The organism is Photobacterium sp. (genome assembly GCF_057456235.1).
Window position 1 is genome coordinate 13,348 of record NZ_JBVCPH010000019.1, and the last position, 20,848, is coordinate 34,195.

The following is a 20,848-nucleotide window of genomic DNA, read 5'->3' on the forward strand; positions in this document are numbered from 1 at the left end:
TCGAGTTGTATTTAATGCCGCATATAATAACCCGAAACGCCTCAACTGTTGAGCAAAACTGGCTTAATGATCTAGCTAATGCGATTTCCGATCCCTTTCAGCTATTAAAAATCCTGAAAATTGATCCGGCCCCATGGGAAAACGGGTTAACTGCACGGAAGTTATTTGCGCTGCGTGTTCCACTGAGCTTTGTCGACAGAATGGAAATTGGCAACCCTTACGATCCCTTGTTGCGACAGGTGCTGCCGCTTGAGCAGGAATTCGAGGTTCATGATGGTTATTCCCTCGATCCGCTTGAAGAGCAGGACAACGCCATACCCGGGCTGCTGCACAAGTACAAAAACCGCGTACTGATGATCGTAAAGGGGGGATGCGCCGTCAACTGCCGTTACTGCTTCCGCCGACATTTCCCGTATGATGAAAACAAAGGCGGCAAGCGCCACTGGCAAACGGCACTCGACTATATCGCGACCCACCCGGAAGTTAATGAAGTTATTCTCTCGGGCGGTGACCCATTAATGGCCAAAGACCATGAACTGCAATGGCTGATTAACGCTATCGAGCTGATACCACACATTAAACGCCTCAGAATTCACTCACGTCTGCCCGTGGTTATTCCTGCACGCATTACCGCTGAACTTTGCCAGATGCTGGATAACAGCCGGCTGCAGACAGTTATGGTTACCCATATCAACCATGCCAATGAGATTAATGATGAGTTAACCTCGGCAATGGCCAAATTACAACAGGCCAATGTGACCTTGCTTAACCAGGGAGTGCTACTACGAGGGATCAACGATTCAGTAGGCGCACTGACCTTGCTCAGTGAAGCATTATTTAGCGCCGGTATTCTGCCTTACTACCTGCATGTGCTGGATAAAGTGCAGGGGGCGGCCCATTTTATGGTGAGCGACCAAGAGGCTCGTCAGTTGATGGCAGGCTTGCTACAGAATGTCTCTGGATATTTAGTCCCTAAACTGACCCGTGAAGTCGGCGGACGGGCTAGTAAAACCCCGCTCGATTTACATTTAGAGTAACGCCAATACACCAGCCAATGAATGCATTTCGGATAAAGCCGTATTCATTGGCCGTTGTTTGTTGAGATCTCATCGCGTCACATACCGCATGTCCAGCCATGGACAACAAAGTACAGCTGCTATGTTCCAGCCTCTTCCCCGTAAACAATAACCCCTTTTAATCCATTGTTCTTAAAGGCAGTGCAGCTCGTACCGCTTTTTGATCATTACAAATCAGAAGCGCCCCTGAGCCCGAGCAGCTTTTAAGTCAAAGTTCAGCAAAAAGGTGGTCACGCGCAAGAGTGACAAGGGCAAGATCAAATATTCCGACCTAATGTACTGATAAATAATTACTTTTTAAGTGTGTACAGCTTTTCTGGTAATTTTTAGAGTAAACCCTGTTCGTCATCACCAGCCCATAGTGTACTTTAACCTCTCATGCCGTTCAGCTTTTTACTCTATTGACAGCAAAATGATGTACTTTTTTGACTTCTGTAGTAAAAATGCCAAAGTAGCCATTAAGCAATTGATTTTAAATCAAAAAAAACACGTACAGCTTTTCGAGCATTTTTCTTTATCAACTTGCGACGGAGAAAATAGAAAATAGACAGGCATAAAAAACCCGCCTTCCGGCGGGTTTTAAATCAAGCAGTTAGCTTAGAGGGATGATTACATCATGCCGCCCATGCCACCCATACCACCCATGCCGCCCATATCATGCATGCCACCAGCGTCTTTTGCTGGCATATCGGTGATCATTGCTTCAGTCGTGATCATCAGGCCCGCAACAGAAGCCGCGAACTGGAGTGCTGAACGCGTGACTTTCGTTGGGTCAAGAATACCCATTTCAATCATATCGCCGTATTCGCCCGTTGCCGCATTGTAACCGTAGTTACCTTCGCCAGCGCGAACGTTGTTCGCAACAACAGACTCTTCATCACCCGCATTGGTCGTGATTTGACGAAGTGGTGATTCCATTGCACGTAGAGCAACACGGATGCCGACGTTCTGCTCTTCGTTGTCGCCTTCAAGACCAGCCACTTTAGATGCAGCACGAATAAGTGCAACACCACCACCAGCAACCACGCCTTCTTCTACCGCGGCACGCGTTGCGTGCAGGGCATCTTCAACGCGGTCTTTTTTCTCTTTCATTTCAACTTCGGTGGCTGCGCCCACTTTGATGACAGCAACGCCGCCTGCCAGTTTAGCAACACGCTCTTGAAGTTTTTCTTTGTCGTAGTCTGAAGTCGCGTCTTCGATTTGTTGACGGATCTGAGCAACACGGCCCTGAATCATTGTTTCTTCACCCGCACCATCAATGATAGTGGTGTTTTCTTTGGTGATCGTAATGCGCTTAGCCTGACCCAGATCTTCAAGCTGAACTTTTTCCAGCTCCAGACCGATTTCTTCAGAAATAACCGTACCCGCAGTCAGAACCGCAATATCTTGTAGCATTGATTTACGACGGTCACCAAAACCAGGTGCTTTAACTGCTGCAACTTTCACGATGCCACGCATGTTGTTCACAACAAGCGTTGCCAGTGCTTCGCCTTCAACGTCTTCTGCAACGATAAGCAGTGGACGAGATGCTTTCGCTACCGCTTCCAGCGTAGGAAGTAGTTCACGGATATTCGATACTTTCTTGTCTACAAGTAGAATGAACGGGTTGTCCAGATCAACAGAACCGGCTTCCTGGTTGTTGATGAAGTAAGGAGACAGGTAACCGCGGTCAAACTGCATACCTTCAACAACATCAAGCTCATCTTGAAGCGCCTGACCTTCTTCAACCGTGATAACACCGTCACGGCCGACTTTTTCCATTGCTTCTGCAATCAAGTTACCCACAGTTGCATCAGCATTGGCAGAAATTGTACCAACCTGAGCGATTGCTTTGGTGTCTGCACATGGAACTGACAGTTCTTTCAGCGCTGCAACAGCAGCAATAACCGCTTTGTCGATACCGCGCTTAAGATCCATTGGGTTCATGCCGGCAGCAACGGCTTTCAGGCCTTCACTGATAATAGATTGAGCAAGAACCGTTGCTGTTGTTGTACCGTCACCCGCTGCGTCATTCGCTTGCGAAGCAACTTCTTTAACCATCTGTGCGCCCATGTTCTGGAATTTGTCTTCCAGTTCAATTTCACGCGCAACAGAAACACCATCTTTGGTGATAGTTGGTGCACCGAACGACTTGTCCAGTACAACGTTACGGCCTTTAGGGCCCAAGGTTACTTTTACTGCATCAGCCAGAACGTTGACACCTTCCAGCATTTTAATACGTGCGTCGTTACCAAATTTTACGTCTTTAGCAGCCATGTCTATCTTCCTTTCTTAGTTCTTTATTTGAAGTGAACGGATTATTCAACGATTGCCATAATGTCATTTTCTGACATGATCAGGACTTCTTTGCCATCAATCTTTTCAGTTTTAATACCGTAGCCTTCAGCAAAGATAACGGTATCGCCAACTTTTACGTCCAACGGCTGAACAGTGCCGTTTTCCAGAACGAGGCCTTTACCTACAGCAACGACTACGCCGCGAGTTGATTTTTCGGCAGCAGAACCAGTTAGAACGATACCACCAGCTGACTTAGATTCAACTTCTTGGCGTTCTACGATAACTCGGTTATGTAATGGACGAATATTCATCGGTCGTCTCTCCAGATTTTGGTAAGATCCATAAGATAAAAAGAAGTAAGCATCAAACTGCCTACTTTCATGAAATAGCGTTTTTCTGATACTTAGACATGTTGGGTCAAATTTCTGGAACCCAAGCCCTGTACCGTTATTTTTTTATAATTTCTCTGAGAATTTTTGCCCGATCACACTCTTTTGCTTTAGGGTAAGCCAGCCAATCAAATCCGAGACCACTATGTCAGCAGAACAACAGTCAGCAGAAAGTAGATCGGCCAATATACGGCCTGACAAGCACGGGCTGCTCTCTGATCCTATTGCAGAAGTATTGCGTCGCCTAACCGTACCCATGGTATTCGGAATGGTGGCGATCTTAATGTTCAATCTGGTCGATACCTTTTTTATCTCCCTGTTAGGCACCGAAGCGCTGGCTGCTGTCAGTTTTACCTTTCCGGTCACCTTTGCCCTTAACTGCATTACCATGGGTGTCAGTGTGGGGATCTCCACCAGTGTGGGCCGCTTGTTAGGTCAGGGGGAAAATAATTCCGCAGCACGCTTCGCCAGCCACGGATTACTGCTGGCGGTCATTTTAATGATCGGTGCTTCTTCCCTGGGGACGATGACCATCACCCCACTCTTTTCATTGATTGGGGCCACGCCAGAATTATTGCCAATCATCTCCCAATACATGAATATCTGGTATCTCGCCATTCCACTATTGGTGATACCGATGGCCGGAAACAGTGCGATCCGTGCAACGGGTGATGCTAAAACCCCGGCCAAGATCATGATGCTGGCCGGGTTGATCAACGGTATTCTGGATCCTTTACTGATCTTTGGTTATGGCCCTTTTCCTGAACTGGGCGTGAAGGGGGCAGCGATTGCCAGTGGGATCAGCTGGGCATTCGCGTTGATAAATTCCCTGTATATCTTAATTAAACGTGAAAAACTACTGGCCTGGCCACAGCTGGCACGCATTTGGAAAGACTGGCAACAGGTGATGCAAATTGGTACTCCGGCTAGCTTGTCCAATGCAATGAACCCATTATCAGGCGCACTGCTCATGTCACTTCTGGCCGCTCAGGGCACATCGTCGGTTGCTGCCTATGGCGCGGCAATGCGTATCGAATCTTTGCTGGTGATCGTGATAATGGCTTTGGGCTCAGCGTTAATGCCCTTTATCGCGCAAAATTTAGGGGCTGATAACCCCCGCCGGGCATTTCATGCATTATTTATGACCATGCGCTTTGCGATTGTTTTTCAATTGCTGGTCTTTATTATGATGGTGCCACTCAGCTGGCCGCTATCTTCACTCTTCAGCCAGGATAGCGCGGTACAGCAACAGATATGGCATTACCTGATTGTTGTGCCAGTGAGCTATGGTATGCAGGCCGTATGCATGTTGCTGATCAGTGCCTTAAATGCCATGCATAAACCAATGCACGCACTGGTGTGGAATCTGTTGCGGTTATTTGGTTTTTTACTGCCTGCAGCATGGCTCGGCAGTCAGCTTAATGGGACAGAAGGGCTATTTATCGGTATTGCTGTCGCCAATATTGCCAGTGGTATCAGCGCTTACTTTTATGCGCTAAGAATGCGTCGGCAGTCTGGATTATATGCAAGTTAAAACCCGCGATATCTTCATTGTATAATATGAACAGCATGAACAAATAAGGCAGCTTAGGCTGCCTTTTACATACGCGTGGTATTGCCTATCCTTTTAATGTCTCCGTCAGTGATTACTTCAGACGATTTTGCTGATCGTTATCTTTATTATCGTCTTTGCGCTCAAACTCACCGTCGAATACATCCCCCTGACTATTGGCATCTTTGTCGCGGCGTGGTTCAAAAGGATCGGTACCGTTCTCAAAAGGCCGCTGCTCAGTAAAACCCGGGCCACCGCCAAAACCGGCGCTAAAACCAGAGCCTGACGCCATCCCCTTCACCTTCACGCGGCTCATTAGCTGCTGGGCTAACATCGCCCGCGGGGCTGGCAGAAGCACCAACATACCAAGTGCATCCGTCATGAATCCCGGGGTCAGCAGCAATACCCCGGCAACCGCCAGCATGACTCCTTCAACAATTTGCTGAGCCGGCAGTTCGCCTTGCTGCAATTTAGTTTGTACCGCCATCAAAGTCGCAATGCCCTGACTGCGGACCAATGATGCCCCGACCACCGCCGTGATCAGTACCAAAGCAAGCGTTGGCCATAGCCCAAATAAGCCGCCGAGCTGAACAAATAAGGCAATTTCAACAATGGGAACAACGATAAACAAAAACAGTAATACAGGAAACACGACTCACCTCTTTGTCACTGGTCAACACTTGCTGACGGTAATGCCATCAGAGATGGCCAGCTTATTTATATAGTCTAATCAATGTGGAGTATTGTGGCATTTTTCAGCCGCCTGTGCGCGTTACCAGTCCGCATTATTGATCTCCGAACAAAAACCAACACCGATGTCACATCAACACCACAACCCGAAACTTTTCGATACATTAAAATCCAACATGATTAACATTGATTTTCAACAACCTGTCGTCGTTGCCCGTTAGCATTAGCGGGCACCAAGGATAGCAAACAACTTATTCACATCCTGTCACTTTAGATCATTTCTCGACGCATTTAGCCTCCTTGTTGTTAACAGCAATTGTGAGCGCGATCTCGTTTTTGTGCATATGTTTTCATGCGCTTTAAAAAAGTGATCCAGATTATGTTTTTACCCATAAAGGGGAGTATTATCAGCCTCACATAAGGTGTCAGGTACGATCATCTAGCCAACACTCCTGCGGAATGGACTCTTAATTCAGAATTGGCTCAACGTTTGAATTTTATTTAGCAGATTCCCATAAGGCTACCTCATGTCTCAGATGATTGATCTTGAAAAAAATGAAGCAACTCTGAATGTTGCTACCCGCATCGAAGAAGATTTACTTGGCGATCGTCACGTTCCTGCTGACGCTTACTGGGGCATTCACACTCTTCGCGCTGTTGAAAACTTCAACATATCTAAAACTACTATCTCTGATGTGCCAGACTTTGTTCGCGGTATGATTTTTACCAAGAAAGCGGCTGCAATGGCTAACAAAGAACTTGGTGCAATTCCATCTGAAGTTGGCGAATACATCATCAAAGCCTGTGACCTAATCCTGGACACGGGCAAGTGCATGGATCAATTTCCATCAGACGTCTTCCAGGGTGGTGCCGGTACTTCTGTTAACATGAACGCCAACGAAGTGATCGCCAACCTTGCTCTGGAGCTTATGGGCAAAGCGAAAGGCGAGTACGACATCGTTAACCCGAACGATCACGTTAACAAGAGCCAGTCGACCAACTGTGCCTACCCAACCGGTTTCCGTGTTGCGGTATATAACAGCATCATGACAATGGTTGAAGCGCTGATCTATCTAAAAGAAGCCTTCGACGCGAAAAATCACGAATTCTCAGACGTATTGAAAATGGGCCGTACCCAGCTGCAAGACGCGGTGCCTATGACCGTAGGCCAGGAATTCAACGCGTTCGCCATTTTGATCAAAGAAGAAATCAAGAACCTTCGCCACACCGCAGAACTGTTGCTGGAAGTTAACCTTGGTGCAACCGCTATCGGTACTGGCCTGAATGCTGCCACGGGATACCAGGAGCTGGCAGTTCAGCGTCTGGCTGAAATCACCGGCCTGCCGTGTACCCCTGCAGAAGATTTGATCGAAGCAACGTCTGACTGTGGTGCCTACGTGATGGTTCACGGTGCGCTGAAGCGTACTGCCGTTAAACTCTCTAAGATTTGTAACGACCTACGCCTGCTTTCTTCTGGTCCTCGTACTGGTCTGAACGAAATCAACCTACCTGAAATGCAGGCAGGCTCTTCTATCATGCCGGCGAAAGTAAACCCGGTGATCCCTGAAGTGGTTAATCAGGTGTGCTTCAAAGTGATCGGTAACGACACTACCATTACTTTCGCAGCAGAAGCCGGTCAGCTTCAGCTGAACGTCATGGAACCGGTTATCGGTCAGGCGCTATTTGAATCTATCGACCTATTGAAAAATGCCGCTATCAACCTGCGTGATAAGTGTATTACGGGCATCACAGTGAACAAAGAGGTCTGTGAAAGCTACGTGTTCAACTCTATCGGTATCGTGACTTACCTGAACCCGTTCATTGGCCACCATGAAGGTGACATCGTCGGTAAAATCTGTGCAGAAACAGGTAAAAATGTCCGTGAAGTCGTACTAGAACGTGGGCTTCTGACAGAAGAGCAGCTAAATGACATCTTCTCAGTACAAAATCTGATGCATCCAGAATATAAAGCGAAGCGTTACAACTAATAACGCAAACGCTAGATAAATGGGCGGGTTTTCAGGACGAAAATCTGCCCCCTTTTTGCTACAAATTCCCATTTTATTTTTTTACTTTAAAGACAGGACAATCTTATGATTGGTGTAGAGCTATTTGTCGTTCTCGCGTTTATTTACCTTGGCGCAAGAATCGGTGGTATTGGTATTGGTTTTGCCGGCGGTGCTGGTGTACTGGTGCTTTCCCTTTTTCTCGGGATGGATGCAGGTAATATCCCTGTAGACGTCATCCTGATCATCATGTCAGTCATTACTGCCATTGCCGCAATGCAAGTTGCCGGTGGTATGGACTGGTTGGTTGATCTGGCAGAAAAATTTCTGCGTAAAAACCCTAAGCGCATCACATTCTATGCGCCGATAGTGACTTACTTCATGACCCTGCTTGCAGGTACCGGCCATACTGCATTCTCAACCCTGCCGGTTATCGCGGAAGTGGCCAAAGAGCAAGGTATCCGTCCTTCTCGTCCACTTTCTATTGCCGTTGTCGCATCACAAATTGCAATCACTGCATCGCCTATCTCTGCTGCAGTTGTATTCTTTTCCGGTATTCTTGAGCCATTGGGTGTCGGTTACCTGACACTGCTGGCAATCTGTATCCCAACAACATTTACCGCCTGTATGGTAGGTGCATTTGTTTCTAACTTCCTCGGCTGTGAGCTAAAAGACGATCCTGTTTATCAAGATCACCTGGCTAAAGGTCTGATCAAAATCCAGGGCGCAACCAAACGTCAAATTCTGCCAACAGCGAAAACAGCTACATACATTTTTATTGTGGCTATCGTCGCGGTAGTTGCTTATGCCACTATGATTTCAAGTGCTGTAGGCCTGATCGAAAACCCTGCATTGGGCCGTAATGATGCAATCATGGTATTCATGCTGACAGCAGCGATGGCTATCGTGACATTCACTAAGATTGATGCATCTCAGATTGCCAATGCCGCGACATTCAAGTCAGGTATGAGTGCTTGTGTGTGTGTCTTGGGTGTTGCCTGGTTAGGTGATACGTTCGTATCTGGGCATATCTCTGAAATCAAAGAACTGGCGGGTGAAATTCTGGCGCAATACCCTTGGATGCTGGCTGTGACGCTGTTCTTTGCTTCTATGCTACTTTACTCTCAGGGCGCAACCACGACGGCTCTGATGCCTGCGGCACTGGCCATTGGCGTTGCACCACTCACTGCTATCGCGTCTTTCGCAGCGGTAAGTGCGCTGTTCGTACTGCCAACTTACCCGACTCTGCTGGCAGCGGTTGAAATGGATGAAACAGGTTCAACCCGTATCGGTAACCTGGTATTCAACCACCCGTTCTTCATTCCGGGTCTGGTAACAATTTCAACATCGGTTGCACTTGGTTTCGCCGTCGGCGGTATCTTCCTGTAACAGGTTGACAAGGCAGTTGTTGATATAGCGACAATTTTGCAAGACCATGAAAAGGCTGCCTGCGGGTAGCCTTTTTTATTGGTACAAGAGGCAAGAAAAGGCATAACGTTGGGATACGTTGTATCAATGCATTGTTACGGCAGTACAAGTACAGAGGAAACATTCAGAAAAAGTGAAGTATTACGATGAGATAAGAAGAGTTACGAAGAATTACGAAGAGATTTAATTTGAATATTTGTCTCCGCCCCATCCAGGGGCGAAGACCAAGAACAGATACGATTCCCGGCGTATTTGTTCAGACCGGAGCAGCCGTTATTCCCCAGCGGCTGATCCGATATCATGTCTCAGTTTGCTACTGTTCAGGCTCAAGACAGGAGAGCCTGAAACACTATAGTAATAACTGAGAGAGCCATGCGATAGAGGTAAAAGCGTTATGCAGCGATGCAAAAATGGGATGAAGTTGGATGACCTGCGGACACTGATTGCGATTGCCCAACACGGCAGTTTCAGGGCCGCAGCCAGTGCACTGGATATCCCGCCGACGACACTTAGCCGCCGGTTACAACGGCTGGAAGAGACTCTCGGTAGCCAGTTGGTGATCAGAGACAGCCGTAATGTTGCCCTCACCCCACTCGGCCAGAATTATGTCGAGCGCTGCCAGCCGCTGTTTGACGAACTGGAAGCCACCACCACAGAGCTGATTGATACCAGCAATAACAATCCCCGAGGTGCACTGCGCATATCGGCACCGGTTGGATTGCTGACGTATCAGCTGATGCCGCTGTTTAATCAGTTTCTGGTGCAATACCCGGAGATCACGCTGTCGCTCAACCATCTTTCCAATCAGCATCATGATTACAGCCCGGAGCTATACGATGTGGTCTTTCGCGTCGGTCATCAGCCTGACTCAAGTTTTGCCGCCGCCAAAATTGGCGAATCACAGCGTACTTTAGTGGCCTCTTCGCACTATTTAGCCCAATACAGCATCCCCTCTCATCCCGACGAGCTCAATAGCCATGCCCGCCTGGCGACAGTGCCCGAATTTGAGTGGGCACTCACTCGAAAAGCGGATCCTGTCAGTCCGGAAACAATCTGGATCAACTCACCGGTACGGATGGCCATCGCCGATCTCAACAGTGTCAAACAAGCCGCAATCAAAGGATTAGGCATCGCGTGCCTGCCAAATTACGTCGTCGCCGATGCACTGGAACAGGGTTTGCTGTCAACCATGATGAACGACTGGTATTCACCGCCGCGTCCTATCTATATGCTTTATCAGCGCCTGGGCTATGTACCCAGCCATATCCGCTGCTTTACCGATTTTATGCGTGACGGCCTGACTGGAAAATAAATTGATGGCATGGTGATGAAACCAATCACTGTATATGACGGTCTTACGGAGTATAGTTAATGGTACAGAACCAAAGACCCTGGTAGCCAGTTTCCGGGTACGCCCTGCAGACGAGTCGAGTAAGAATGATAGGATTGAAAAAAAATAACGGGGTTGCCCGTATCGTTTCCCTGTTTGTTTTATTGGGGAACCTGCTGATCGGTGCGCTCAGCCAGCCTGCTCTGGCTGAGTTTTCTCTGCCGGGATTTTCGGATAGCAATACCAATAAGTTTGTGACCGTCGATGAAGCATTTCCCTTTAACTTCAGCCAGCAAGGCGACAGAGTCTACCTTGACTGGCAGGTGAAGCCGGGCTATTACCTCTACCAGCATCAACTTTCGGTTACCGGTAACAACGCAACGCTGGGGCAAGTCGGGATCCCGGCGGGTAAGCCTTATCAAGACGAGTTCTTCGGTGAAGTCAATATTTACACCGAACCACTGACTGTCAGCGTGCCACTGATAGAAGCGAGCGAAGGGGCAAGCCTGACGGTGCGTTACCAGGGCTGTGCCAAGGCCGGTTTCTGCTATCCTCCCGAGATTCGCCAGGTTCCTTTATCTGCCGTCGCAAAAAAACCTAATAGTTCAACGCCTGCGCTCCCATCAGCAACAACGGCAGCACCACAGAGTGAAGTAAGTACTAACACGCAAACAACAACCGCACCGGCAACACAGCAAGATCAGCTGGCCAGCGATCTCGCCGACCAGTGGTGGACGCCCCTGATCTTTTTGGCCTTGGGTATCGGGCTGGCCTTTACGCCATGTGTCTTGCCCATGTACCCCATTCTGACCGGTATCGTATTAGGTGGCGGCAAGCTCAGCCACGGCCGCACTTTTCGGCTGGCCTTCATTTACGTTCAGGGAATGGCCCTGACCTACACTTTGCTGGGGTTAGTGGTCGCTTCGGCGGGCATGCAGTTTCAGGCCGCTTTGCAGCATCCGTACGTACTGAGCGGCTTAAGTGTCCTGTTTGTACTGCTGGCCCTGTCGATGTTTGGGGCTTATACCCTGCAGCTGCCTAGCACAGTTCAGACCTGGCTCAGCGGACTGAGCAACAAGCAGCAAGGTGGCCACATCGGTGGCGTATTCGCCATGGGGGCGATTTCCGGTTTGGTCTGCTCGCCATGCACCACTGCCCCGTTATCCGGCGCATTGATTTATGTCGCGCAAAGCGGTGACTTACTGACCGGCGCCGTTGCTTTGTATGCCCTGGCTATCGGGATGGGGATCCCACTGATCCTGGCCGCGATGTTCGGTAACAAACTGTTGCCTAAAGCGGGGAACTGGATGACCCACGTAAAGGTCTTCTTCGGTTTTGTCTTGCTGGCGGTGCCGATCTTCCTATTAGAACGAATTCTGCCGCATACTCTGGTTCCGTATCTGTGGTCGGTATTAGGCATTGCAGCCTTTGGCTGGCTGTATCATGTCAAAACCACCATGCCAGTATCGTGGCGTAGCAGCACATTGGCAGTGATTGCGATTGTGGGCCTGCTCGTGGCGACCCAGCCGCTATACCAGCGGATAACAGAGCCTCAATCATCCGTAACCGCCAACCCTGTCGCCATTGAATTTACCCGCATCAGCACTATTGATGAGCTGAATTCAGCACTCGCCGATGCCAAGGCCCAGGGCAAGCCCGTGATGTTAGATTTCTATGCTGACTGGTGCGTCGCCTGTCTGGAGTTCGAGAAGTATACCTTCCACGATCAGGCTGTCGCTCCGGTGCTGAGCAAGTTTGTGTTACTGCAAGCGGATGTCACCAAAAGCTCACCGGAAGATATCAAGCTACTACAGGCGTTGGACGTACTGGGCTTACCGACTCTCGATTTCTGGGATGCCCAAGGTAATCGACAGCAGAGCGCTCGCCTGACGGGGTTCATGGCAGCCGAGCCTTTCTTGCAGCACCTTAAAAGCCGACAGCTCACTGACTAATTAGACTTTATAAATCAACAATAAGGGCTCATGCCGGGCCCTTATTGGCGCTCGCTGTTACCTAAGCGCCGATCCAGCTCTTATCTTGGGTGTTAACAAATTGATCTCCCCTGATCGCAGTGATACCTTAATCGAAATGAATTACAAAATGACTGCCATGGACGCTCAATACACGATTGTTATTGCCGATGATCATCCACTATTCCGTAATGCGCTGTTTCAATCAGTGCATATGGCCATCAGTGGTGCCAATTTGCTGGAAGCCGACGCGCTCGACACCCTGCTCAGCTTGTTAGAAAAAGAACCCGAGGTCGATCTTTTGTTGCTTGATTTAAAAATGCCGGGCTCAAATGGCCTGTCAGGCCTCATCCAGCTACGCAACCAGTACCCTGATTTACCCGTTGTGGTTATTTCTGCCAGTGAAGAAGCGACCATTATCAGGCAAGTTCGCCATCATGGTGCCTTCGGCTTTATCCCAAAATCCAGTGATATGCGGGCTTTGATCGGTGCACTCAATCAGGTACTGGAAGGTGAGCCGTTTTTCCCTGAAGGAATTGGCGAAGAAGAGGATGACGAGGTAAACGAACTGGCGCAAAAGATCGCGACGTTAACCCCGCAACAATACAAAGTCTTATGCATGTTGTCTGATGGGCTGCTCAACAAGCAAATTGCCTATGAACTCAATGTGTCAGAAGCCACCATTAAAGCCCATATGACGGCAATCTTTCGAAAGATGGATGTGAAAAATCGCACCCAGGCCGTCATTTTGCTCCAGCAAATGGATTTAACCCAATAGGTCATAAAACCCGTTGGTTACAAAAGCATCAGGTATCAAATCATCTCGCTTGATACCTTCCGTTTTGTTTAAATAAACACAGTTATTTACCCTCTTCACCTTAAAATTGTCATTAACTGCCAAAAACACAATAGACCTCACTAAGCATCCTGAAATCAAAATGAATTGAGGATTTGTAACCTATAACATTTCACCCTTGCTGCTATAACCGTGAACAACCTCCTTCTCGGGATCAAAGATTTTTATTTAATGCATTAGACCTTAGGCTAACGTTACATCTCATTAACACCTTCAAAAGTCAGCCAATGTCACAAAATCGCCGCTTTGCGGGCGATTTTTGCATTCCCGGCTCGACTAAAGTTGCACTGTTTCCCTGTCAAATCGTTGCTATTGTCATTCGGTAACATTTCATTAACGCGATTTGCACACGTGAAAGGAGATGATAATGGCGTTTGAATCCAAGGAGCACGCTCAGGCGTACTGGAAAGAAAACCTCGCAACGATGGGCTCCCTGTTAGCTATCTGGTTCTTGGTGTCCTATGGCGCAGGCATTTTATTTGTCGACGCCCTCAACAGCTTCCAACTCGGTGGTTTTAAGCTGGGTTTCTGGTTCTCACAACAGGGGGCTATTTATACCTTTGTGGTACTGATTTTTGTCTACGTGGTGCGTATGAACGCGCTTGATCGTAAGTTCAACGTACAAGAAGACTAAGAGGTTATTCATGGATATCCAAACCTGGACGTTTATTTTAGTCGGTATAACCTTTGCGGTTTATATCGGTATCGCCATCTGGGCCCGGGCCGGCTCAACCAGTGAATTCTATGTCGCTGGCGGCGGTGTTCACCCTGTGGCAAACGGTATGGCAACGGCCGCTGACTGGATGTCGGCTGCCTCTTTCATCTCCATGGCCGGTATTATTTCGTTTGTTGGTTATGACGGCGGCGTTTACCTGATGGGCTGGACCGGCGGTTATGTACTGCTTGCTCTTTGCCTTGCGCCTTACCTGCGCAAGTTTGGTCAGTTTACTGTGCCTGATTTTATCGGTGAGCGTTATTACTCCAAAACTGCACGTATGGTCGCTGTCTTTTGTGCCATCTTCGTTTCGTTTACCTATGTTGCAGGCCAGATGCGTGGCGTTGGCGTCGTCTTCGCCCGCTTCCTCGAAGTTGATATCAATATGGGGATTATCATCGGCATGGGTATCGTGTTCTTCTATGCGGTATTAGGCGGGATGAAAGGGATCACCTACACCCAGGTTGCTCAGTTCTGCGTTCTGATCTTTGCTTTTCTGGTACCGGCGGTCTTTACCTCTATCATGATGACAGGGAATCCTGTGCCACAAATTGGCTTAGGCTCGACGCTGACAGGCTCTGAAACTTATGTGTTAGACAAGCTGGATGGCCTAACCACTGAACTCGGTTTTACCGCCTATACCGACGGCTCAAAAAGCATGGTTGACGTCTTCTTCATCTGCGCCGCGCTGATGGTGGGTACTGCCGGTCTGCCGCACGTCATTATCCGCTTCTTCACCGTACCTCGCGTGAAAGATGCCCGTATCTCTGCCGGTTGGGCACTCCTGTTTATTTCACTGCTGTATACCACGGCACCCTCGGTTGCCGCCTTTGCCCGCGTGAATATGATCAACACGATCAATGGCCCCGACATGCAAGGTGTCGCGGCAGAAGATGCCCCGGGCTGGGTCACTAACTGGGAGAAAACAGGCCTGGTTCAATGGGAAGATAAAAACGGCGATGGCAAGATGTTCTACTCGGGCGATGAGCGCAATGAGATGAACATCAACCGTGACATTATCGTACTGGCAAGTCCGGAGTTGGCTAAACTGCCTAACTGGGTCGTGGCGCTACTGGCGGCGGGTGGTCTGGCTGCTGCACTCTCAACCGCAGCAGGTCTGCTACTGGTGATCTCCACCTCGATTTCCCATGATTTACTGAAGAAAGGCTTCAAACCTGATATGACCGATAAACAAGAGCTGCTAGCGGCCCGCATAGGGGCTGCCGTCGCGATTGTCGGCGCCGGCTACTTAGGCATTAATCCGCCCGGGTTTGTGGCTCAGGTGGTTGCTTTCGCCTTCGGCCTTGCGGCGGCATCTTTCTTCCCTGCAATCATTCTGGGCATCTTCTACAAGCAGATGAACAAAGAAGGGGCGATTGCCGGAATGCTGTCAGGTATTGCGTTTACCGCATCTTATATCATCTACTTCAAGTTCATTAATCCGGCGGCAAGTACTCCCGAGAACTGGTTCTTCGGGATCAGTCCGGAAGGGATCGGTACGCTGGGTATGTGCCTGAACTTTGTGGTATCGATTGTGGTGAACAAGGTGACCGCCGAAGTACCGACAGAAGTACAGGATATGGTGGAATCGATCCGCTATCCAAAAGGAGCCGGTGAAGCGCATGAACATTAAGGTGCAGACTTTACCAGCGTGCTGACAAGCATACAAAAAACGGAGCATTACGCTCCGTTTTTTTATTGCTTGTTTATGATACCAATCGACGCTTTCCCGTTGTTGAGATCAGTTTTTCTCTTCTGCCTTAGCATGCTGATTAAGCAACGCTCTCAGCTTGAGCGGTTTGACCGGCTTACTGATAAAACTGAAACCATGCCGGCGGATCGTCTGCTGGGTTTCACGGGTCCGATCAGCACTGATCACAGCCCCCTTAAAGGCGGAACCTAACCGCAGGCTGCACTGCTGCAAAACCTGCAAACCAGTTTGTCCTTTTGCCAGATGATAGTCGCTAAGGACAAACTCTGGGCACCAGCCATCTGCCAGTTGCTGTATCGTCTCCTCGACGCTCTCGGCTAACCGCACATCACAGCCCCAGCGAGCCAGTAAGGTGTCCATCCCCAGCAAAATATCCGGCTCATTATCCACACACAGCACTTTGACCCCGGCCAGAGGTGCGGCTTTCTCGGCTTCGGGTGGCAATTGGCCCCCCTCCTCTTGATGCGCAATCACACCACGGCGGACCGATAAAGCAAACACGGTTCCCCGCCCCGGCCATGAACGAAGTGACAGTGGATGATCCAGCACCCGGCTAATACCTCGGGCTATCGCCAGGCCAAGGCCTAAGCCATGATCGACACCGCTGCGTTCTATTCGGGTAAACTCTTCAAAAATATGGGCTTGTTTCTCTTTCGGAATGCCCGGCCCGTTATCCCATACTTCAATCTGCAGTTTACCTTTGATCCGCCTGACCCCCAGTACCACCTTGCCTTTCGGGTTATAACGAAAAGCATTGGTAAGGAAGTTCTGCAGTGCCCGGCGCAGTAATTTAGGATCAGAAACAATCACCGCATCACTGTTTACCACTTCAAAGTGAATATGCTGCTGTTTCGCGAGCGCACTGAACTCTGCACTTAAGATAGACAATACATCCCTGATCGGGAACGGGTGGACATTGGTCCGCAGCTTACCGGCCTCCAGCCTGGAAACATCGAGCAAATCACCAATCAGATCTTCTGCCGCACCCAGCGCACTTTCAATATGGCGTGATAATTTGACCGTTTCTTCCCCCTTGGCCACTTCGCTTAACGACGATGAAAACAAACGCGCGGCATTGAGCGGCTGCATCAAATCATGGCTGACGGCCGCCAGAAAACGGCTTTTCGACTGCGCCTGCTGTTCGGCCTGCTGAGTCGCCGACACCAGACGCTGGTTCAACTGTTCCAGCTCCCGGGTACGCTGCTGAACACGTGCTTCCAGATTTTCATTGGCCTCTTTCAGGGCTTGTTCCGCTTGCATAAATTCGGTGATATCCGTAAAGCTCATCACGAACCCGCCACCGGGCATTGGGTTACCCTGCACTTCAATGACCCGGCCATCAGGACGGGTGCGTGATGAGGTATGTGCCGTACCGCGATGAAGGTGTTCAACCCGCTTGGCCACATGCTTCTCGGGATCTCCCGGACCACACAACCCCTCTCTGGCATTATGCCGGATCACATCAGCAATCGGCCGTCCGGCCTGTATCAGCCCGGGCGGGAAAGTAAACAGCTCGACATAACGCTGGTTCCATGCCACCAGCCGCAACTGCTTGTCGACCACCGCGATCCCCTGACTGATGTGCTCTATCGCGCCTTGCAGCAGGCCCCTGCTGAAATCAAATAACTCAGAGGCTTCATCGACAATGGTCGCCACTTCCTCCAGCTGCATGTTGCGCCCTTGCAGGGCAGACGTTAATACTAGCCGGGCCGAGGATGACCCGAATACCCCGGCCAGCACCCGCTCGGTATGACGGATCATCGCCGCTGAGGCTTGCTGTTGCGGCAATAAGGGATCCTGATGCTGCTCGGCGAACTGACGGAAGGCATAACGTACTCGCTTACGGCCGACAAAACGCGCAGCCAGCATTTCCAGTTCAGCCACGGTTACCCGGGTCTGGTACAGGCTGGCATTGCCCGCTTCCGGCAACGGCGCACCGACAAACGTGGCGGCCTGTAGCCGCTCCGTCAGTGACGAGCGTGTCATCAGCGAAACGCTGACATACAGCGCCATATTGGCCACCATACTGAGCAGCATGCCCCAGTCAACCGACGCCAGTTGATCTAACAGCGGCCATTGCGGCGGACTTAGCATCCATAGCAACAGGTTGGTATCCGCGGAGCCCGCCAGCAGCCCCGTTTGCGCCATCATGGTGATTAGCCAGATGGCAGAACCACTGAGCAGACCGGCATAGACCCCCTTGCGGTTGCCTTGCCGCCAGTAGATTCCGCCTAATAGTGGCGGGGCAAACTGCGCAATCGCCGCAAACGACAATAAGCCAATGCCTGACAGTGAGGAAATATTATCGAGGACGTGATAAAAGCCCCACGCGGCAAAGAGTAAGAGCAAAATCAAGGCGCGTCGCACATTCAGCAACAACCCGGAAAATGCACTGAAATTACGTCCGGGCACCCGCAAGCGCCGGAGTAGTAACGGCAATACCAGATCATTCGACACCATGATCGCCAGTGCAATCGTCGACACAATCACCATGCCACTGGCTGCCGAGGTTCCCCCCAAAAAGGCCAGTAGCGCAATACCGCTGGCACCTTGCTGCAATGGCAGATTGATCACATAGGTGTCGGCAGCAATGTGCGGCATGAATACCTGACCGGCCAGCGCCAACGGCACCACGAATGCCCCCATCAACAGTAGGTAAAGCGGAAATATCCAGCGCGCCTTATGCAGATCCTGCGCCCGGCTGTTCTCAACCACCGTGGTATGAAACTGCCGCGGCAAACAAATGATCGCCGCCATGGTCAGCATGGTGTGAATGAGCAAACTGCCGATATTCGGCGATGTCGGCGGCAAATACGTCTCTTTCACCCATTGAAAGTCCGGCAGTTCAAACAACAAGCTGACCGCAAAAATCCCGACAATTAAAAAGGCCGCCAGCTTCACTAAGGACTCAAACGCTACCGCCATCATCATGCCACGATGGTGTTCTGTGGTATCAATATGGCGGGTACCGAACAAGACGGTAAAAGCGGCTAATGCCAGGGTAACTAACCACGCGGTATCCATCTCTTCAAGGCCAATCTCGCGGCCAAGATCCGGGGTGATCTGCTCCAGCCCCATGGTAATGCCCCGGAGCTGCAGGGCGATATAGGGCAGAATACCGATCACCGCAATAATGGTCACCAGTACCGCCAATCCCTGAGACTTGCCATAGCGCGCGGCAATAAAGTCGGCAATGGAAGTGATGTGCTCGCGTTTGGCAATTAAGATCAGTCGGGCCAGAATTCGCCAGCCAACCGTGAAAACAATCATCGGAGCAAGGTAGATCGGAAGAAAGGACCAGATATTCTGGCTGGCCTGGCCGACCGTGCCATAGAATGTCCAGGAGGTGCAGTAAACTGCGATTGATAAGCTATATATCCAAGGCCGATACCCCGCCATCCATTGCGGTTTTTTATCGCCATACCAGGCGATAAAAAACAACAGCCCCAGATAGGCCAATGAGACCGGCACGACAATCCATCCCTGCGCCATGTTACTTCCCTGACAGTGTTAACGATACGTTAATCCATACTAACCAATCTGGTTAAGGACACCAATCAGGATAGATCACAGTTCTTTCTGTGCCGATCTGCAAAGTCGTAATATTAAGACTCGGTTACCGCTTTATGTGAATCCCGACTGTTTTGGGGATCCGGATTCTGCGATAAAAAATGGTCGCTGCCGTGGGGTTTGGCTTCAATCTTCATCAGCAGCACCGGAATTGCCATGGCGGCCATCAGCCAGAATAAATTCGCTCCCCACAGACCATACAGCCAGCCACTTAATGCTGTCATTAAGGCCATGAACGCCCCCAAAGGCAAGGCATTATACAGCGCCTGCAGTGCGACCATTTGGTTGCTTTTGGCGTGCTGGATATAACGAATAGCGGCTAAGTGCGCCGCTGCAAACGTAATACCGTGCATCGCTTGCGCGACCACCAGTAAAGGTAGCTCGGTCATCGTGGCCGTGATCCCCCAGCGTAGCAATACCCCCATCGCCGCCAAACGGAACATCCCGCTGACACTCCAACCGGCAAAAATACGCTTACTCAGGGCAAAGACTCCAACCTCAGCAACGACACTGAAGCTCCACAAATAGCCAATAATCGCTTCGCTATAACCCACTTCTTTCCAGTAAATCGCACTAAAGCTGTAATAAGCGGCATGACTGCCCTGCAACAAAGCAACAATTAACAGAAAACGCATCACGCTGTTGTCTTTCAGCATATCCATTAGCGCCGGGCGCGGCAGATCATGGTGTTCATCTTCACGTGGGGCAATCGCGGGTGTGCGCATCGACAGTACTAATGCAACCACTAACCCTGAGATCGCGACCCAAGGGATCACATTTGCCCCGTATTCCGCCGCCAGAATACCGACAACAGTCGATCCGGCAATAAACGCTATCGATCCCCATAAGCGCGTGCGGCCATAGTCTAAGTGGCCGTCTTTGGCGTAATGATTCGCTAAAGCATCTGAAATAGGGACCACCGGACCTGCGGCCAGGTTAAATAAAATGGTCACCGCAGTAAGAGCCCACAAACTGCCACCACAGAAGATGTATAAAACACATCCAATCAGTCCCGCCAACGTAAGCCAACGCAATGCCGGAATTAACTGTTCGACTTTATGGATACGCGGAGTCAGCACCAAGTTAGCTAGACAACGTACCCCGAAGCCCAGCCCTAACAACAAGCCAATATCAGAGGCGTCGACCCCTAAATGGGCGAACCATAACGCCCAGAATGGTAGATAGACACCATAAGTGAAGAAAAAACCCAACAGATATTGCGAGGTCCAGCCATAAGGACTACTACGAAACATGCCAATTCCTAAATGCATTGCGAGG

The 20,848-nt window shown here is 49.9% G+C and carries 14 protein-coding genes; 9 read left to right on the forward strand and 5 right to left on the reverse strand.

All coding sequences use genetic code 11. The annotated features are described in order from the left end of the window. Positions 1-14 precede the first annotated feature (14 nt). The gene (gene epmB / locus AC2204_RS17865; protein ID WP_318927040.1) at positions 15-1,037 is read left to right on the forward strand and encodes an EF-P beta-lysylation protein EpmB; all 1,023 of its coding nucleotides are present in this window, start codon (positions 15-17) and stop codon (positions 1,035-1,037) included. A 648-nt stretch (positions 1,038-1,685) separates the two neighbouring features. Here epmB and groL read toward each other — a convergent pair. Both groL and AC2204_RS17875 read right to left on the reverse strand, forming a co-directional pair. Further along, positions 1,686-3,332 (reverse strand): chaperonin GroEL, encoded by a 1,647-nt coding sequence (gene groL, locus AC2204_RS17870; protein WP_318927042.1) that lies wholly within the window; start codon positions 3,330-3,332, stop codon positions 1,686-1,688. A 41-nt stretch (positions 3,333-3,373) separates the two neighbouring features. Next, a complete protein-coding gene (locus tag AC2204_RS17875; RefSeq protein WP_318927045.1) occupies positions 3,374-3,664 on the reverse strand; it encodes a co-chaperone GroES in 291 nt (96 codons plus the stop codon). A 223-nt stretch (positions 3,665-3,887) separates the two neighbouring features. Between AC2204_RS17875 and AC2204_RS17880 the strand changes: the two genes are divergently transcribed. Continuing rightward, positions 3,888-5,276 (forward strand): MATE family efflux transporter, encoded by a 1,389-nt coding sequence (locus AC2204_RS17880; RefSeq protein WP_318927046.1) that lies wholly within the window; start codon positions 3,888-3,890, stop codon positions 5,274-5,276. Positions 5,277-5,388: 112 nt separating this feature from the next. Here the strand turns inward: AC2204_RS17880 and AC2204_RS17885 are convergent, their stop codons facing one another. Continuing rightward, positions 5,389-5,946 (reverse strand): FxsA family protein, encoded by a 558-nt coding sequence (locus tag AC2204_RS17885; protein ID WP_318927048.1) that lies wholly within the window; start codon positions 5,944-5,946, stop codon positions 5,389-5,391. A gap of 565 nt (positions 5,947-6,511) precedes the next feature. Between AC2204_RS17885 and aspA the strand changes: the two genes are divergently transcribed. The 7 genes from aspA (at position 6,512) to AC2204_RS17920 (ending at position 15,922) form a co-directional block, all read left to right on the forward strand. Further along, positions 6,512-7,972 (forward strand): aspartate ammonia-lyase, encoded by a 1,461-nt coding sequence (gene aspA / locus AC2204_RS17890; RefSeq protein ID WP_318927050.1) that lies wholly within the window; start codon positions 6,512-6,514, stop codon positions 7,970-7,972. Positions 7,973-8,077: 105 nt separating this feature from the next. Next, entirely contained in the window at positions 8,078-9,379 is a 1,302-nt protein-coding gene (locus tag AC2204_RS17895) for an anaerobic C4-dicarboxylate transporter (protein WP_318927051.1), read from the forward strand. Between the two features lie 433 nt (positions 9,380-9,812). Then, positions 9,813-10,730 (forward strand): LysR family transcriptional regulator, encoded by a 918-nt coding sequence (locus AC2204_RS17900; RefSeq protein WP_318927052.1) that lies wholly within the window; start codon positions 9,813-9,815, stop codon positions 10,728-10,730. 125 nt (positions 10,731-10,855) lie between these two features. Further along, a complete protein-coding gene (locus tag AC2204_RS17905; protein WP_318927053.1) occupies positions 10,856-12,700 on the forward strand; it encodes a protein-disulfide reductase DsbD in 1,845 nt (614 codons plus the stop codon). A 157-nt stretch (positions 12,701-12,857) separates the two neighbouring features. Continuing rightward, the gene (locus tag AC2204_RS17910) at positions 12,858-13,496 is read left to right on the forward strand and encodes a response regulator transcription factor (RefSeq protein ID WP_318927148.1); all 639 of its coding nucleotides are present in this window, start codon (positions 12,858-12,860) and stop codon (positions 13,494-13,496) included. Positions 13,497-13,941: 445 nt separating this feature from the next. Then, the gene (locus AC2204_RS17915) at positions 13,942-14,208 is read left to right on the forward strand and encodes a DUF4212 domain-containing protein (protein WP_318927054.1); all 267 of its coding nucleotides are present in this window, start codon (positions 13,942-13,944) and stop codon (positions 14,206-14,208) included. A gap of 10 nt (positions 14,209-14,218) precedes the next feature. Beyond that, positions 14,219-15,922, forward strand: coding sequence for a sodium:solute symporter family protein (locus tag AC2204_RS17920; RefSeq protein WP_318927055.1), 1,704 nt, complete (start codon positions 14,219-14,221; stop codon positions 15,920-15,922). Between the two features lie 108 nt (positions 15,923-16,030). On the opposite strand, the gene AC2204_RS17925 is transcribed toward AC2204_RS17920, so the two are convergent. Together AC2204_RS17925 and AC2204_RS17930 are read right to left on the reverse strand one after the other, a co-directional pair. After that, entirely contained in the window at positions 16,031-19,492 is a 3,462-nt protein-coding gene (locus tag AC2204_RS17925; protein ID WP_318927056.1) for a PAS domain-containing hybrid sensor histidine kinase/response regulator, read from the reverse strand. 113 nt (positions 19,493-19,605) lie between these two features. Further along, a complete protein-coding gene (locus AC2204_RS17930; RefSeq protein WP_318927057.1) occupies positions 19,606-20,823 on the reverse strand; it encodes a 3-phenylpropionate MFS transporter in 1,218 nt (405 codons plus the stop codon). Positions 20,824-20,848 lie beyond the last annotated feature (25 nt).

Bases quoted from the DNA above. Each gene is read 5' to 3' on its own strand.
- AC2204_RS17910 (WP_318927148.1), top strand. From the start codon at position 12,858: ATGGACGCTCAATACACGATTGTTATTGCCGATGATCATCCACTATTC.
- AC2204_RS17925 (WP_318927056.1), bottom strand. From the start codon at position 19,492: ATGGCGCAGGGATGGATTGTCGTGCCGGTCTCATTGGCCTATCTGGGG.
- AC2204_RS17930 (WP_318927057.1), bottom strand. From the start codon at position 20,823: ATGTTTCGTAGTAGTCCTTATGGCTGGACCTCGCAATATCTGTTGGGT.
- epmB (WP_318927040.1), top strand. From the start codon at position 15: ATGCCGCATATAATAACCCGAAACGCCTCAACTGTTGAGCAAAACTGG.
- AC2204_RS17915 (WP_318927054.1), top strand. From the start codon at position 13,942: ATGGCGTTTGAATCCAAGGAGCACGCTCAGGCGTACTGGAAAGAAAAC.
- AC2204_RS17900 (WP_318927052.1), top strand. From the start codon at position 9,813: ATGCAGCGATGCAAAAATGGGATGAAGTTGGATGACCTGCGGACACTG.
- AC2204_RS17895 (WP_318927051.1), top strand. From the start codon at position 8,078: ATGATTGGTGTAGAGCTATTTGTCGTTCTCGCGTTTATTTACCTTGGC.
- AC2204_RS17905 (WP_318927053.1), top strand. From the start codon at position 10,856: ATGATAGGATTGAAAAAAAATAACGGGGTTGCCCGTATCGTTTCCCTG.
- groL (WP_318927042.1), bottom strand. From the start codon at position 3,332: ATGGCTGCTAAAGACGTAAAATTTGGTAACGACGCACGTATTAAAATG.
- AC2204_RS17880 (WP_318927046.1), top strand. From the start codon at position 3,888: ATGTCAGCAGAACAACAGTCAGCAGAAAGTAGATCGGCCAATATACGG.
- aspA (WP_318927050.1), top strand. From the start codon at position 6,512: ATGTCTCAGATGATTGATCTTGAAAAAAATGAAGCAACTCTGAATGTT.
- AC2204_RS17920 (WP_318927055.1), top strand. From the start codon at position 14,219: ATGGATATCCAAACCTGGACGTTTATTTTAGTCGGTATAACCTTTGCG.
- AC2204_RS17875 (WP_318927045.1), bottom strand. From the start codon at position 3,664: ATGAATATTCGTCCATTACATAACCGAGTTATCGTAGAACGCCAAGAA.